Origin of the sequence: Paraburkholderia yinzeri (assembly GCF_046581065.1) — a bacterium.
Classification (GTDB): Bacteria; Pseudomonadota; Gammaproteobacteria; order Burkholderiales; family Burkholderiaceae; genus Paraburkholderia.
Window position 1 is genome coordinate 951,982 of record NZ_JBFOCJ010000001.1, and the last position, 14,471, is coordinate 966,452.

The 14,471-nt window shown below is 68.5% G+C and carries 15 protein-coding genes and 1 pseudogene; 8 read left to right on the forward strand and 8 right to left on the reverse strand.

Annotated elements, in window-relative coordinates:
* Positions 1-12: 12 nt before the first annotated feature.
* From WJ542_RS04600 to pxpB, 5 genes and pseudogenes are all read right to left on the reverse strand, one after another.
* Positions 13-966: a DUF979 domain-containing protein gene (locus WJ542_RS04600; protein WP_411188211.1), complete on the reverse strand. Its 954-nt coding sequence runs from the start codon at positions 964-966 to the stop codon at positions 13-15.
* A pseudogene (locus WJ542_RS04605) lies at positions 963-1,751 on the reverse strand (DUF969 domain-containing protein). Before WJ542_RS04605 ends, WJ542_RS04600 begins: the two are co-directional and overlap by 4 nt.
* Positions 1,752-1,799: 48 nt before the next feature.
* Positions 1,800-2,555, reverse strand: a complete 756-nt coding sequence (gene pxpA, locus WJ542_RS04610) for a 5-oxoprolinase subunit PxpA (protein ID WP_411188212.1) — start codon at positions 2,553-2,555, stop codon at positions 1,800-1,802.
* A 62-nt stretch (positions 2,556-2,617) separates the two neighbouring features.
* Positions 2,618-3,682: a 5-oxoprolinase subunit C family protein gene (locus WJ542_RS04615; protein WP_411188213.1), complete on the reverse strand. Its 1,065-nt coding sequence runs from the start codon at positions 3,680-3,682 to the stop codon at positions 2,618-2,620.
* Positions 3,679-4,338, reverse strand: coding sequence for a 5-oxoprolinase subunit PxpB (pxpB, locus tag WJ542_RS04620; RefSeq protein WP_411188214.1), 660 nt, complete (start codon positions 4,336-4,338; stop codon positions 3,679-3,681). The genes WJ542_RS04615 and pxpB overlap by 4 nt, the downstream gene beginning before the upstream one ends.
* Before the next feature lie 260 nt (positions 4,339-4,598).
* On the opposite strand from pxpB, the gene WJ542_RS04625 reads away from it, so the two are divergent.
* A complete protein-coding gene (locus WJ542_RS04625; RefSeq protein WP_411188215.1) occupies positions 4,599-5,111 on the forward strand; it encodes a winged helix DNA-binding protein in 513 nt (170 codons plus the stop codon).
* Between the two features lie 25 nt (positions 5,112-5,136).
* On the opposite strand, the gene WJ542_RS04630 is transcribed toward WJ542_RS04625, so the two are convergent.
* Positions 5,137-5,775 carry a 5-formyltetrahydrofolate cyclo-ligase gene (locus WJ542_RS04630; protein ID WP_411190476.1) on the reverse strand — a complete coding sequence of 213 codons (639 nt, stop codon included), beginning with the start codon at positions 5,773-5,775 and terminating at the stop codon, positions 5,137-5,139.
* An 8-nt stretch (positions 5,776-5,783) separates the two neighbouring features.
* Between WJ542_RS04630 and WJ542_RS04635 the strand changes: the two genes are divergently transcribed.
* The 4 genes from WJ542_RS04635 to WJ542_RS04650 are packed head-to-tail and all read left to right on the forward strand — an operon-like array spanning position 5,784 to position 10,667.
* The gene (locus WJ542_RS04635) at positions 5,784-7,757 is read left to right on the forward strand and encodes a lytic transglycosylase domain-containing protein (RefSeq protein WP_411188216.1); all 1,974 of its coding nucleotides are present in this window, start codon (positions 5,784-5,786) and stop codon (positions 7,755-7,757) included.
* A gap of 36 nt (positions 7,758-7,793) precedes the next feature.
* The gene (locus WJ542_RS04640) at positions 7,794-8,750 is read left to right on the forward strand and encodes a complex I NDUFA9 subunit family protein (RefSeq protein WP_411188217.1); all 957 of its coding nucleotides are present in this window, start codon (positions 7,794-7,796) and stop codon (positions 8,748-8,750) included.
* A gap of 34 nt (positions 8,751-8,784) precedes the next feature.
* The gene (locus tag WJ542_RS04645; RefSeq protein ID WP_411188218.1) at positions 8,785-9,432 is read left to right on the forward strand and encodes a glutathione S-transferase family protein; all 648 of its coding nucleotides are present in this window, start codon (positions 8,785-8,787) and stop codon (positions 9,430-9,432) included.
* Complete coding sequence (locus WJ542_RS04650; protein ID WP_411188219.1) at positions 9,429-10,667, forward strand: multifunctional CCA addition/repair protein; 1,239 nt, start codon at positions 9,429-9,431, stop codon at positions 10,665-10,667. The genes WJ542_RS04645 and WJ542_RS04650 overlap by 4 nt, the downstream gene beginning before the upstream one ends.
* A gap of 3 nt (positions 10,668-10,670) precedes the next feature.
* On the opposite strand, the gene WJ542_RS04655 is transcribed toward WJ542_RS04650, so the two are convergent.
* Together WJ542_RS04655 and WJ542_RS04660 are read right to left on the reverse strand one after the other, a co-directional pair.
* The gene (locus WJ542_RS04655; RefSeq protein ID WP_411188220.1) at positions 10,671-10,865 is read right to left on the reverse strand and encodes a DUF2905 domain-containing protein; all 195 of its coding nucleotides are present in this window, start codon (positions 10,863-10,865) and stop codon (positions 10,671-10,673) included.
* A gap of 16 nt (positions 10,866-10,881) precedes the next feature.
* Positions 10,882-12,084 carry a class I SAM-dependent methyltransferase gene (locus WJ542_RS04660; protein WP_411188221.1) on the reverse strand — a complete coding sequence of 401 codons (1,203 nt, stop codon included), beginning with the start codon at positions 12,082-12,084 and terminating at the stop codon, positions 10,882-10,884.
* Between the two features lie 13 nt (positions 12,085-12,097).
* Between WJ542_RS04660 and WJ542_RS04665 the strand changes: the two genes are divergently transcribed.
* The 3 genes from WJ542_RS04665 to ttcA are packed head-to-tail and all read left to right on the forward strand — an operon-like array spanning position 12,098 to position 14,410.
* Positions 12,098-12,961 (forward strand): SDR family oxidoreductase, encoded by an 864-nt coding sequence (locus WJ542_RS04665; protein WP_411188222.1) that lies wholly within the window; start codon positions 12,098-12,100, stop codon positions 12,959-12,961.
* 51 nt (positions 12,962-13,012) lie between these two features.
* Complete coding sequence (locus WJ542_RS04670; protein WP_027792947.1) at positions 13,013-13,408, forward strand: dihydroneopterin aldolase; 396 nt, start codon at positions 13,013-13,015, stop codon at positions 13,406-13,408.
* A gap of 3 nt (positions 13,409-13,411) precedes the next feature.
* Positions 13,412-14,410 carry a tRNA 2-thiocytidine(32) synthetase TtcA gene (ttcA, locus tag WJ542_RS04675; protein WP_411188223.1) on the forward strand — a complete coding sequence of 333 codons (999 nt, stop codon included), beginning with the start codon at positions 13,412-13,414 and terminating at the stop codon, positions 14,408-14,410.
* The last annotated feature ends 61 nt before the right edge of the window (positions 14,411-14,471 follow it).

Sequence of the window (14,471 nt, forward strand, 5' to 3'; positions counted from 1 at the left end):
GCGCCGCGCGCCTCAAAACCCGAGCAGATTCAGCAGCACGATATTGCAGACGAGAATGCCCAGTGCGGTCGGCACCTGCACGCGGATCACCGCGTTCTTGTCCGGCAGTTCGAGCAGCGCGGCGGGCACGATGTTGAAGTTCGCCGCCATCGGCGTCATGAGCGTGCCGCAGTAGCCCGAGAACATGCCGATGGCGGCCATCATTGCCGGGTTCACATGGAACACGCCCACGAGCACCGGCACGCCCACGCCGCCCGTCATCACCGGGAACGCCGCGAAGCCGTTGCCCATGATGACCGTGAAGAGCGCCATGCCCACGCAGTAGACCGCCACCGCGACGAAGCGCAGGTCCATGTCGATGTACGACGTCGTGACGTGCGCGACCGCCTTGCCCACGCCCGCGTCCGAGAACACGAGCCCGAGCATGCCGAGCATCTGCGGCAGCACCGCCGCCCACGAGAGCGCGTCGACGAGCCGGCGGGTCTCCTGCATCGACTGGCCGACGCTGTCGCGCGTGATGAGGCAGGCGATGGCGAGCGCGATCACGCAGCCCACGCCGAAGCCCACCAGCGTGACGTTCTTCGGTTCGAAGAGCGGCGTGCCGCCGAACACGAGGTGGCTCGCGGCAAGCGTGACGAGGACGGTGACGAACGGGATCGTCAGCGCGGGTACGAAGAGGCGGTTGCCGAGGCGCTTCGCGCTCGCCATGCGCGCTTCGAGCGACAAGACCTTCGGCTTCGCGGCCGTCACCCCGCCGAAGCCGGCGATCAGCGCCATCGCGATCACGAGCGCACCCACGACCTCGGCGGGCAGCTTGTCGCCGGCGAGGAAGATCAGCGCGTAGAGCAGCCAGAAGCCGCCGGCCGTGAAGCGCCGCGGATGCGCGCGGTCCGCGACGATCATGCCGCCCACGATCAGGAGCACGATGCCGAGCAGCCAGAACAGGTAGTCGATAGTGAGCGTCATGCCTCGTCTCCCTGTCCCATGCCGCGCTGTCGATCCGGCGTTGGGGCTTCGGCGCCGGCTCCGGTTCCGTCCAGAGCGGCACCGCCGTCCTTGCGCGCACCGCCCAGCTCGCGCTCCAGCCGGCGGTCGAGCAGCCAGAGCCGCGTGGCGTGGATCGCGAACGCGCAGAGCGCTGTCGGGATACCCCAGAGCGCGACATGCATCGGCTCCGCGCTCACGCCCGCCTCCTTGAGCAGCGTGGTCATCAGCACGACCGCGCCGAAGGCGACGAAGATGTCCTCGCCGAAGAAGAGGCCCACGTTGTCGGCGGAGGCCGCATAAGCGCGCAGCGTGTAGCGCACGGAGTCGGCGAGCTTGCCGAAGCGGTTTTCGGCGGCGCCTTCGGCCATGGGCGCGATGAGCGGACGCACCATCTGCGGGTGGCCGCCGAGCCCCGTCAGCCCGACTGCGGCCGTGATCTCGCGCACGAACAGGTAGACGATCAGGAGGCGTCCCGCGGTAGCCGCCTGGATGTTGCCGATCTAGATCTGCGCGCGCTCGCGCAGCCCGTGGCGCTCGGAGAGGCCGATCACCGCGAGCGGCAGCAGGATGATGAGCGGAATGTTGCGGGTCTTGATGAAGCCGGTGCCGATGGCGGCGAGTATCTTGCCGGGCGGGAACCCGGCGGCGAGGCCTGTGGCAATGGCGGCGGCGGCCACGATCAGCATCGGATTGAAGCGCAATATGAACCCGACGATGATCACGGCCACCCCGATGAGGGGCCACAGGCTGACGGTGGTGGGCATCTCGATCTCCTCCGGATAATTGGTGTTTTCGTGAGTGCCGCTTCTTGTTCAGTCGCCTGCCGTGTCCAGGGGGCGCACGCCGATGCCCGCCTCGTCGAGCGCCGCGCGGATGCGCCGCGCGAACGCCAGCGCATGCGGCCCGTCGCCGTGCAGGCAGATGGTCTGCGCATTGAGCGGCACCCATGCGCCATCCACGGCCTGCACGCGCTGTTCGCGGATCATCGCGAGCGTGCGCGCGAGCACGGTCTCTTCGTCGTCGAGCAGCGCGCCCGGCTCGCTGCGCGGCACGAGCGAGCCGTCCGCGCGGTAGCCGCGATCGGCGAACACTTCCTCCACGGCAGCGAGCCCCGCGTTGCGCGCGGCCGTCACGAGGCCGCTGCCCGCGAGCGCGAACACCGCCACCGAGGGGTCGAAGTCGTGCACGGCGGAGACGATCGCATCCGCGATTTCCGCGTCGCGCGCCGCCTGGTTGTAGAGCGCGCCGTGCGGCTTCACGTGGGCGATGCGCCCGCCCTCGGCCTGGGCGATCGCCGAAAGCGCGCCGAGCTGGTAGAGCACGCCCGCGTAGATTTCCCCGGCCGGAAGGTGCATCTCCTTGCGGCCGAAATTTTCCGGATCGTTGAAGCTCGGGTGGGCGCCGATCGACACGCCCTTGCCGACGGCCCAGCGCACGCATTCCCGCATCGCGTTGGCGCCGCCCGCATGCCAGCCGCACGCGATGTTGGCGGAGCTGACGAGATCGAGCAGCGCTTCGTCGGAGCCGCAGCCCTCGCCGAGATCGGCGTTCAGATCGATGGTGGTCATGGTGTTCCTCCTGGCGCTGTTGCCCTGGGTTGTCCTGCTTGTCCGGTGTCGCTGCTGCTGGGCTACGCGCGTGGCGCCGCCGCCCGGCGGCTCGCGTAGCGTTCGTCGTGCATGGCGATCGCGATGTCGATCTGCCGCAGGTAGGTCTGTTCCTCTTCGAGCGCCTTGCGGGCCGCCGCGGGCGTCGTCTCCACGAAGCGCACGCCGCCGTTCAGGCGGACCTGCGCGAGCTTCCAGAGGTCGGCGCGGATCACCGAGCCGATCTTCGGATAGCCGCCGGTGGTCTGCGCGTCGCTCATCAGCACGATCGGCTGGCCGTTCGGCGGCACCTGGATCGTGCCCGGCAGCACCGCGTGCGAGAGCAGGTCCACGCCGCTCTCGCGTTCGAGCGCCGTGCCCGAAAGGCGGTAGCCCATGCGGTTGCTGTTCGGCGTAACGAGCCATTCGTCCGACCAGAACGTGCGATGCGCTTCGGGAGCGAAGCTGTCGTATTCCGGGCCGCGCAGCACGCGCACCGGCACCGCCCATGGGAGGCCGTCGGGATGGCGCCCGCGCCGGTGAGGGGCTTCGCCGGTGAGCACCCAGTTGCACAGCGCCGGCGCCTTGACGCCGAATGGCGGCGCGCCGGTTGCGAGCGACGCGCGCTCGCCGCCGGGCGCGGCGCTGGCGCCGGTCGCGAGCCGGTCGCCGTCCTTGAGCGCGCGGCCGGCGAGGCCGCCGAAGCCGGCGGAAAGATCGGTGCTGCGCGAGCCGAGCATCGGCAGCACGTCGATGCCGCCCGCCACGCACACATAGGCGCGCATGCCGCGTTTCGCGCCGCCTAGCACGAGCTCTTCGCCCACGGCGACGGGCAGGCTCCACCACGACCAGACGGGGCGGCCGCCGAGCGTCGCGCCGAACTCGGTGCCGGTGATGGCGATGCGCGTCGCGCGCGCGAAGCGCAGCGCGACGGGGCCGAAGGTGACTTCGATGCCGGCGGCGTCGGACCGGTTGCCGACGAGCCGGTTGCCGACTTCGAGCGCGAGCGGATCGAGCGCGCCGCCCGTCGCGATGCCCAGATGCCGGTAGCCCGGCCGGCCCAGATCCTGGATCGTGGTGAGGGGGCCTGAGCGGAGCACTTCGATCACGCGAGGAGCTCCGCAATGGTGAAGCGCACGCGGTCGCCGGGCATGAGCAGCGCAGGCGGCGTGCGCGCGGGGTCGAAGAGCGCGAGCGAGGTGCGGCCGATCAGTTGCCAGCCGCCCGGCGACCGCGCGGGATAGATGCCCGTCTGCTCGCCGCCGATGCCCACCGATCCGGCCGGCACGGCAAGCCGCGGCTCGCGGCGGCGCGGGGTGTGGAGCGCGGCGTCGAGTCCGCCCATATAGGCGAAGCCGGGCTGGAAGCCGAGGAAGAACACGACATAGACGCCCGCGGCGTGGCGCGCGGCCACGTCGGCGGCGGCGAGGCCCGTGTGACGCGCGACGACTTCGAGGTCGGGACCGCCCTCGCCGCCGTACGAGACGGGAATCTCGACGTCGCGGCCCGCGTACGGCGCGGCATCCGCGTCGCGCCAGGCGGCTTCGAGCCACCCTGCGAGCTCGTCGGCGTCCGCCTCGAGCGGGTCGAAGATGACGGTCAGGTTGTTCATGCCGGGCACGACCTCGCGCACGGGCGCCCAGTCTCGCGCGAGCGCGGCGACGGCCCAGACGCGGCGCTGGACTTCGAGCGTGGCGGGCGGCGGCGCTTCGCAGACGAGCGCCACGTCACCAAGCGGAAAGATGCGTGGAGTAGGGTTCGGCATGGCGGTTAAAGGATGCGGTTCCTCACAGGATTGTGCCTCGCCGCGGCGCGGGCCGCGCGAATCGTCGCGGCGGCTCGCTGTGCGTAAGGGTGGGAGCGTTGCGCGTAAGGGCGGGAGGCCAGAGCGGCCGCCTTTCCTTGTTTGGGACACATTGTCGATAAATTACCTACAATATCTCAATAAGAGTTTTCGCCAGGCGCTGGCTCCCTCGCGCACCACTACACTCTCGACACGATCCTTTCCGACCACGGGTTCTCCTCATGTCGCGCCAGCCGACCAAGATCGTTTCGTCCGAGCATCTCGTCTCCGAATCGAGCGCCGAGCTTTCCGAACTCGAATACGCCCTCATCATGGCCAGCAACGCGTTCAACCGCTGGATGGTGCGCTGCATGTCGGCGGCGGGCGTGAAGGACATGACGGCCGTCGAAGTGTCGCTGCTGCATCACGTGGGACATCGCGATCGACGCAAGAAGCTCGCCGACATCTGCTTCGTGCTCAACATCGAGGACACGCACGTCGCCACCTATGCGCTGAAGAAGCTCGTTGCCAGAGGGTATGTAAAAAGCGAGAAGAGCGGCAAGGAAGTGTTCTTTTCGGTTACGCCCGAGGGGCGCGACCTGTGCCTGCGCTACCGCGACGTGCGCGAAAGCTGCCTGATCGCCACGCTCAAGGAAAGCGGCCTCAGCAACGAGCAGATTGGCGACGCCGCACAGATCATGCGCAACGCGTCGGGACTCTACGACACCGCGGCGCGCGCGGCGGCTTCGCTTTAAGTTGCGCGCCGCGTGTGGGTGTGTGTCAGGGCGCGCCGAGGCGCGAATCCAGTCGCGGCGTGAGATGCGTCGCGGCGTCGGTGACGATGGCGTCGAGCGGCAAGTCGTGCGCTTCGCGCTCGGGCACGCCCTCGTCGATACGGCACGCTTCCCAGGCGACGCCCACGGTAATCGGCAGGCGCTCGCCCGGCCACGCGGCGAGCGTGCGATCGTAATAGCCGCCGCCGTAGCCAAGGCGGTAGCCTTGTGCGTCGAAGCCCACGCAGGGCACGAGCAGCAATTCTGGTACCACGCGCTCCTGCGATGCCGGTTCGGGGATGCCGTGATGACCTTCGCGCAGGAGTGCCTCGGGGATCCACGCATAGAACGCGAGCGGCGCGTGACGCTCGGGAATGCCGGGCAGCGCCGCGCTGCGCGACGACCCGTCGCGTAGCCAGGCGGCGATCCACGTACGCGCGTCGAACTCGCCGCGCAAGGGCCAGTAAAAGCCGATCGAGCGCGGCGCGAGACGTTCGACGAGCAAGCCAAGACGCTGCTCCAGCGCAGCGCTGAGCGCCACGTCCGACGCGGCTTCGAGACGTGTTGCAGCGAGTGTTGCGCGCCACGTCTTTTTGGATTGAGCGCGGGGGTTGCGTGCTATGCTTGGGCTCACCTCGTGCTCCAGAAATAACGATGTCCAAACGCCTTGTCCGAGTATATCGCGCGGCCGGTTTCGCGCTGGCCGCCGCGGCACTCGTCGCGTGCAGCACGGCGTCGGCCGTGCGTCCCGTTGCGCTTCCCCTCGACGCCCAGCTTTCCCCGGACGACCAGACGTTCATCCAGCTTCGCGAAGCCGCGCGCAACAACGACCCGGCGCGCGCCGCGCAACTCGCCGCGATGATTCCGGACTATCCGGCGCCCTCGTATCTGGAGTACTTCCAGCTCAAGCCGCAGCTTTTCGATTCGCAGGGCCACGCGCGCACCGACGCGCCCGATGCGCCCGTGCTGTCGTTCCTGCAGCGCCACGACGGCGAGGCCATTGCCGACCGGCTGCGCAACGACTATCTGCTCGTGCTCGGCGCGCGCCACGACTGGGCGAACTTCGATCAGCAATACCCGCGCTTCGTGCTCAACGACGACACGCAGGTGAAGTGCTACGCGCTCGAATCGCGCGCGGCGCACGGCGAGAACGTCGCGAACGACGCGCGTGCGCTGCTCACCGATCCGCGCTACTACGGCGACGGCTGCGTGGACCTCGTGACCGCGCTCGCGATCAAAGGCCAGTTGACGAGCGACGACGTCTGGCAGCAAATCCGTCTCGCCTACGAACAGAACCAGACCGGCACGGGCTTCAAGCTGCTTGGCGGCCTCGCCACGCAGCCCGATGCGGCCGCGTTCTCGCAGGCCGTGAACACGCCGCCCATCACGCTGGCGGCCGGCGTGAGCGCGGACCCGCTGTCGCATCAGCTCGCGCTGCTCGCCGTCACGGTGATGGCGCGCAACGATCCGGCGATGGCGGCCGCGACCTTCGCGGCGGTGGCGCCGTCGCTGGCCTTGCCCGAGCGCGGGATCGGCTGGGGCACGATCGGCTATGAGGCCGCGCAGAAGCGCATGCCGGGCGCCCTCGACTGGTATCGCCTCTCGGCCAACGCGCCGCTCTCGAATCCCGCTTACGAGTGGCGCGTGCGCGCTGCGCTGCTGGGCGGCGACTGGACCATGGTGCGCTGGTCGATCGAGCAGATGCCCGCGGCGCTGCGCGCGCAGCCTTCGTGGGTCTACTGGCACGCCCGCGCGCTCAAGCAGGCGGGCGACGTGGCCGGCGCCAACCAGGAATTCACGCAGATCTCGCAGGGCTACAACTTCTACGGGCAACTGGCGCTCGAGGAGCTTGGCCAGAAGATCACGATTCCGCCGAAGACCACGGTCACCGACGCCGAAATCGCGCAGGCCGCGCAAACGCCCGGCTTCGCCCTCGCGCAGCGCTTCTACGCACTGAACCTGCGGCTTGAAGGCAATCGCGAATGGAACTGGCCGCTGCGCAACATGACGGACCGTCAATTGCTCGCCGCCGCCGAATACGCGAAGCGCATCCAGTTGCTCGACCGCACCGTCAACACGGCCGACCGCACCGTGAGCGAGCACGACTTCTCGCTGCGCTATCTCGCGCCGTATCGCGACATTGTCGACCGTGACGCGCAAACGACCGGCCTCGACGTCGAATGGGCCTACGGCCTCATGCGCCAGGAGTCGCGCTTCATCATGAACGCGCGTTCGGGCGTGGGCGCGAGCGGCCTCATGCAGATCATGCCGGCCACGGCGCAGATGGTGGCGAGGAAGATCGGCCTCGGCCCGCTGTCGCGCGACCAGCTCAACGACATCGACACGAACATCCTGCTCGGCACCAACTATCTGTCGATGATCTACAATCAGTTCGACGGTTCCGCCGTGCTCGCCACCGCGGGCTACAACGCCGGACCGGGCCGCCCGAGCACATGGCGGCAGTCGTTGCAGCAGCCCGTTGAGGGCGCCATCTTCGCGGAATCCATTCCGTTCCAGGAAACCCGCGATTACGTGAAAAACGTGTTGTCGAACACGGTCTACTATGCGGCGCTGTTCGAGGGCCGCCCGCAATCGCTGAAGGCGCGTCTCGGTTACATCGCGCCCTAGGCGGCCGCGCCGCCGCCTGCACCAGGGAGGTCGGAGATGCGACATCAAACCATCGCAGTGATCGGCGGTTCGGGGTTCATCGGCAGTCATCTCGTCAACGCGCTCGTCGAGGCGGGCAAGACCGTGCGCATCGCCACGCGGCGGCGCTACAGCGCCCGCCATCTGACGCTGCTTCCCATCGACGTGATCGAGACCGACGTCTTCGATCCCGTTGCGCTCGCGAGCTTCGTGGAAGGCGCCGACGCCGTCATCAATCTCGTCGGCACGCTCAACGGCGGGCGCGGCGATCCTTACGGAGCCGGCTTCGCGAAGCTGCACGTCGAGCTGCCGACGAAGATCGTCGCCGTCTGCGAAGGCAAGGGCGTACATCGGCTCGTTCACGTGAGCGCGATCGGCGCCGATCCGCGCGCGCCCAGCATGTACCTGCGCTCGAAGGGCGACGGCGAGAAGGCCGTGCATGCGTCGGCGTCGCTGGCCGCGACGATCTTTCGGCCTTCCGTGGTGTTCGGCCCCGACGACCTGTTTCTCAACCGCTTCGCGCTCCTGCAAAAGCTCTTTCCCGCGATTCCGCTCGCGATGCCCGACGCGAAGTTCCAGCCCGTCTACGTGGGCGACGTGTCGAAGGCGATCGTCAACGTGCTCGATCTCGACGCCGCCAGCGGGCACACTTACGAACTCGGCGGCCCGAGCGTCTACACACTCGAACAGCTGGTCGCGTATTGCGGCGAGGTGGTGGGCCGCCATGCGCGCATCATGCGCCTGCCCGAAGCGTTTGCGCGGCTGCAGGCGCTCTCGTTCGAGATCGCGCCTGGCGAGCCGATGCTCACGCGCGACAATCTCGATTCGATGAAAGTCGACAGCGTGTTGTCGGGGCCGCTTGCGCCGGAGCTCGGCATCGAGCCGGCGAGCATCGAAGCCGTCGCGCCGCTGTATCTCGGCGACGCCTCGCAGCGTTCGCGGCTCAACCTGTTCCGCACGCACGCGGGGCGCTAGCCGCATCTTTCCAACCCTACACTTCAAGCCTGTGATGAAACTCGTAATCGGAGACAAGAACTATTCGTCGTGGTCGATGCGGCCGTGGCTGCTGCTCACGCATTTCGGCATTCCGTTCGAAGAAGTGCTGATCGAACTCGACGAGCCGGGCACCAAGGCCGCGATCCTCGCCTACTCGTCCTCGGGCAAGGTGCCGTGCCTCGTGTCCGACGACGGCTTCGCCGTGTGGGACTCGCTCGCGATCGCGGAAACGCTGGCCGACCGCTATCCGCAGCACGCGCTCTGGCCGCGCGAGCCCAATGCGCGCGCTCGCGCGCGCAGCATCAGCGCCGAAATGCACTCGGCCTTCGGCGCCGTGCGCAACGCGATGCCGATGAACATCCGCCTCACGCGTCCCGGCGTGGGCACGGAGCCGGACGTGCTCGCCGACATCGCGCGCATCGACGCGCTCTGGCGCGAATGCCTGGCGGCGAGCGGCGGACCGTTCCTGTTCGGCGAGTTCGGCATTGCCGACGCGATGTATGCGCCGGTCGCGATGCGCTTCAACAGCTATCAGCCGAAGCTCTCGCCCGAAGCGGCTGCCTACGTGCAACGGGTGACGGCGCTGCCGGCCGTGGCCGCGTGGATCGAGGCGGCGCGCCGCGAGACCCACATCGTGGCGGACGACGAACTCGCTCCATGAAAATCTATGTCGTGGGCGGAGCGATCCGCGACGAGATGCTCGGGCTGCCGGTGCGCGACCGCGATTACGTGGTGGTGGGCGCGACGCCCGAGCAGATGGCGGCGCAGGGCTATCGTCCCGTGGGCAAGGACTTTCCGGTGTTCCTGCATCCGCAGACGAACGAGGAATACGCGCTCGCGCGCACCGAGCGCAAGACCGCAGCCGGCTACCACGGCTTTCAGTTCTTCTATGCCCCCGACGTGACGCTCGAAGAGGATCTCGCCCGCCGCGATCTCACGATCAATGCGATGGCGCGCGAAATGCTGCCGGGCGACGTGATGAGCGGGCCGGTGATCGATCCGTTCGACGGCGCGGGCGATCTGCGCGCGCGCGTGTTCCGCCACGTGAGCGACGCCTTTCTCGAAGACCCGGTGCGCATTCTGCGTGTCGCGCGCTTCGCGGCGCGTTTCGCGGATTTCACCGTCGCGCCCGAAACCATGGCGCTGATGCGCCGCATGGTCGAAGCGGGCGAAGCCGATGCGCTCGTGCCGGAACGCGTGTGGCAGGAAGTGGCGCGTGGCCTCATGGAGGACAAGCCCTCGCGCATGTTCGAGGTGCTGCGCGAGTGCGGCGCGCTCGCGCGCGTGCTGCCCGAAGTGGACAGCCTCTATGGCGTGCCGCAGCGCGCCGACTACCATCCGGAAGTCGATACGGGCGTGCACGTGATGATGGTGATCGACTACGCGGCGGCGCAGGGCTACGCGCTGCCGGTGCGCTTTGCGGCGCTCACGCACGACCTCGGCAAGGCGACCACGCCCGAGGACGTGCTGCCGCGCCATATCGGCCACGAAGGGCGCAGCGTCGATTTGCTCAAGCCGTTGTGCGATCGCCTGCGCGTACCCAACGAATGCCGCGACCTGGCCATGCTCGTTGCGCGCGAACACGGCAACGTGCATCGCGTGATGGACATGGGCGGGGCGGCGCTCGTGCGGATGCTCGAACGCGGCGACGCGCTGCGCAAGCCGGCGCGTTTCGCGGAAGCGCTGCAGGCCTGCGAGGCGGATCTGCGCGGGCGCCTCGGCTGGGAGAACGCGCCGTATCCGCAGGCCGAACGGTTGCGCGTGGCGCTGGTGGCGGCACGCGCGGTGGACGCGGGCGCCATCGCGCGGGATTGCGGCGGCGGTGCGGAGCAGATCAAGGAAGCGGTGCACCGCGCGCGTGTCAAGGCGGTGGAGGACGCGCTCGCGGCCGCGTGAGCGTTACAGCACGCGCACGAGCAGCGAAAGCGCCATCGAAAGCACGAGCGTCGACATGAATGGCAGCGGATACTCGCGGCCGAAAAGGCGCAGCGTGATATCGCCGGGCAGCCTGCCGATGCCGAGCTTGCTCAGCCAGGGCTGCGCGCTCGACAGTATCGCAACGGCGATGAAGGTGGTCAGGAACCAGCGGATCATGGCGTTGCGCGCCTCGTCATAACGTATGACTGCGGTCGCCGCGCGCGAACGCCGTGAGCGTAGTGTCGATGCCGCGCGAGAACGCGATCACCTTGAAGAGCTCGCCCATCTCCGACTCGGAGACCAGCTTCTGCACGGCGTTCGCGGCGGGCAGGAAACGCTGGACATCGCGTGGATCGATCTCCGAAAGCACTTCGGTGATGCCCGCGTTCATCAGGAAGCGCGCCTGCGACGCATAGCCGAGCACTTCCGCGCCGGACTCGACGGCCGCTTCCGCGATGCCCGTGAATTCGACGTGCGCCGTGATGTCCTGGAGGCCGGGGTACAGGAAAGGATCGCCGTGCGCGCGGTGCCGGTAGTGGCACATGAGCGTGCCCTGCGCGCGCTGCGGGTGATAGTACTCGCGGCGCGGGAACCCGTAGTCGATGAAAAACGCCGCGCCGCGCACGAGCATCGTGCAGACCGTGCGCGTGAACGCGAGCGCCGCCTCGTGGGTTTCGGTCAGGTAGTCTTCGCTGCCCTCGACGCCCGCGAGCACGCCTTCGGGCCAGTGCGCGTCGAGCCCGCTCATGGCGGGGCGGTCGGAGAAAACGAACGCGCCTTGCGCGCCGACGGTCACGCCGCGCTCGTGCCAGACCGCATCCTTGCGTGCGAACAGACGCACCGGCATTGCGTCGAGCACTTCGTTGCCGACCACCACGCCTTCGAACTGCGCCGGCAACGCGTCGAGCCAGGTCACGCGCGGCGCGAGATGCGGCGCGAGCGCTTCGATCGTCGCGCGCTGGCGCGCGCGCAACTCGCCGGACAGGTCGACGATTGCATAGGAATCGAAGTCGACGCCGAGCGCATCGAGCGCGAGCAGGATGCCGGCTGCGAGCTTGCCGGTGCCCGCGCCGAACTCCATCAGCGCGCGCGTGCCGCTCGCGGCGAGCGCTTCGGCCAGCGCGCGCGCGAGCGTCGCGGCGAAAAGCGGCGAGAGCTCCGGCGCCGTCACGAAGTCGCTGCCGTCGCGGGCATCGAAGCCGAACTTGCGCGCGCCGCCGCCGTAGTAGCCGAGGCCCGGCGCGTAGAGCGCACGCTCCATATAGCGGTCGAACGGCAGCCAGCCGTCCGCCGCCGCGATCTGCGCGCGCAGCGTCGCGGCGAGCGCCTCGGACTGCGCGAGCGCGATCGGCTCGGGAACAGGTAAACTATCGGGCTCGTGAGCTTTCGGATTCATCCCGGCATTGTAAATGAGCGCTACTTCCGGCATCCGCCCGGCTTCCGGCTTCTCCGCGGCGGCCCCAGTATCCGGCCCCGATTTTTCGGGAGCGCCGGCCGCTGCACGCGTGGTGCTGGTGACGGGCGGCGCGCGCCGGATCGGGCGGGAGCTGGCGGTGGGCTTTGCGGCGCATGGCTGGGACGTGGCGGTGCATTTCGGCGAATCGCGCGCGGCAGCCGATGAAGTCGTCGCCCAGATCGAGGCGCTGGGCCGCCGCGCGGTGGCGCTGCAGGCCGATCTCGCCGACGAAAGCGAGGTCGCGCGGCTCGTCCCGGCCTGCACGGCGGCGCTGGGGCGTCCCGCGTGCGTGCTGAACAACGCTTCGCGCTTCGAGGAAGATTCGGCGCTCGACGTCGGCTACGAAAAGCTGCTGCAGCTCATGGCGATCAACGTCGGCGCGCCGCTCGTGCTGGCGCGCACGCTTTACGAGGCGACGCCCGAGGCCGCGGCAACCGACGAGTCGCTGCGCACGTGTGTCATCAACGTGCTCGACCAGAAGCTGTACAACATGAATCCGGACTATCTCTCGTACACGCTGACGAAGGCCGCGCTCGCGAACGCCACCGTCGCGCTCGCCCAGGCGCTCGCGCCGAAGGTGCGCGTGGTCGGGCTCGCGCCGGGCCTCACGCTGCAGTCGGGCGACCAGACGCCGGAAAGCTTCGCGGCCGCGCACCAGATGACGCCGCTCAAGCGTGCGTCGCGGCCCGCGGATCTCGTGGCGGCCGCGCTGTATCTGGCGAGCGCGTCCGGCGTGACGGGCACGACGCTCGTCGTGGACGGCGGCCAGCACCTCGTGCCGCTGCCGCGCGACGTGATGTTTTTGACCGGCGCCTGAGCGGCGCCGCCCGTGCCGCGAAGGCACGGTTTTTTATCGACTGGAACGACTATGTCCGCCGTCTTGCTGCACCCCCGGCTCGCCGATTGCCGCCGGCTCTTTTTGCGCAACTACGAAGTGAACATCAATATCGGCGTGCACGACTTCGAAAAGCGCGGCGAACAGCGCGTCGTCATCAACGTCGACCTGTTCGTGCCGCTCGCGCAGACCACGCCGCGCGAGGACAAGCTGCGCGAAGTGGTCGACTACGACTACATGCGCGCGACCGTGGCCGCGCGCGTGGGCCAGGGCCACATCCATCTGCAGGAAACCCTCTGCGACGATCTCGCGACGGCCCTGCTCGCGCACCCGCTCGTGCGCGCGGTGCGCCTGTCGACCGAAAAGCCCGACGTTTATCCGGACTGCGACGCGGTGGGCGTCGAGGTCTTTCGCATCAAAGAGGACTGATTCATGAACGCCCCCGAAACCCTCCCGGTAGAGGACCGCGGCCCGCTCGAAGGGGCCGCGCCGGAGACCGAAGCCGAAGGCCGCCGCGCGCTCACGCGCCGCGAGCAGAAGGAAGCGTACGAGAACAACAAGCTCTTCAAGCGGCTCGCGCGCCAGGTCGGCCAGGCGATCGGCGACTACAACATGATCGAGGACGGCGACAAGGTGATGGTATGCCTTTCGGGCGGCAAGGACAGCTACGCGATGCTCGACGTCCTGCTGCGCCTGCGCGAGCGCGCGCCGATCGACTTCGGGATCGTGGCCGTGAACCTCGACCAGAAGCAGCCGGGCTTTCCCGAGCACGTGCTGCCCGAGTACCTGACGCAGATCGGCGTGCCGTTCCATATCGAGAATCAGGACACCTACAGCATCGTCAAGCGCCTCGTGCCCGAGGGCAAGACCACCTGCTCGCTGTGCTCGCGGCTGCGCCGCGGCATTCTGTACCGCGTGGCGGGCGAGCTGGGCGCGACGAAGATCGCGCTCGGCCACCATCGCGACGACATCCTGCAAACGCTGCTCCTGAACCTGTTCTACGGCGGCAAGCTCAAGGGCATGCCGCCCAAGCTGCAGTCCGACGACGGCAAGAACATCGTGATCCGCCCGCTCGCCTACGTGAAGGAAGTCGATCTCGAAAAGTACGCCCAGTTGCGCGAATTCCCGATCATTCCGTGCAATCTCTGCGGCAGCCAGCCGAACCTCAAGCGCGCCGAAATGAAGGCGCTGATCCGCGAATGGGACAAGCGTTTCCCGGGCCGCGTGGAGAACATGTTCAACGCGCTCGGCAACGTGGTGCCGTCGCACCTGATGGACGCGTCGCTGTTCGGTTTCAAGGACCTGCGCGCGACGGGCGAGGCCGATCCGCAGGGCGATATCGCCTTCGACGAGGAGCCGTGCTCGACGGATACGCCGTCGCCCTCCGCGGAAGGCACGCCGATCTCGTTTACGAAGTTCGACGATCTTTAACGTTTGCCTGCCGCCGGATGCCGGGTTTTGACCCCGTCCGGCGGCGCCGCTGCGCAGGCTC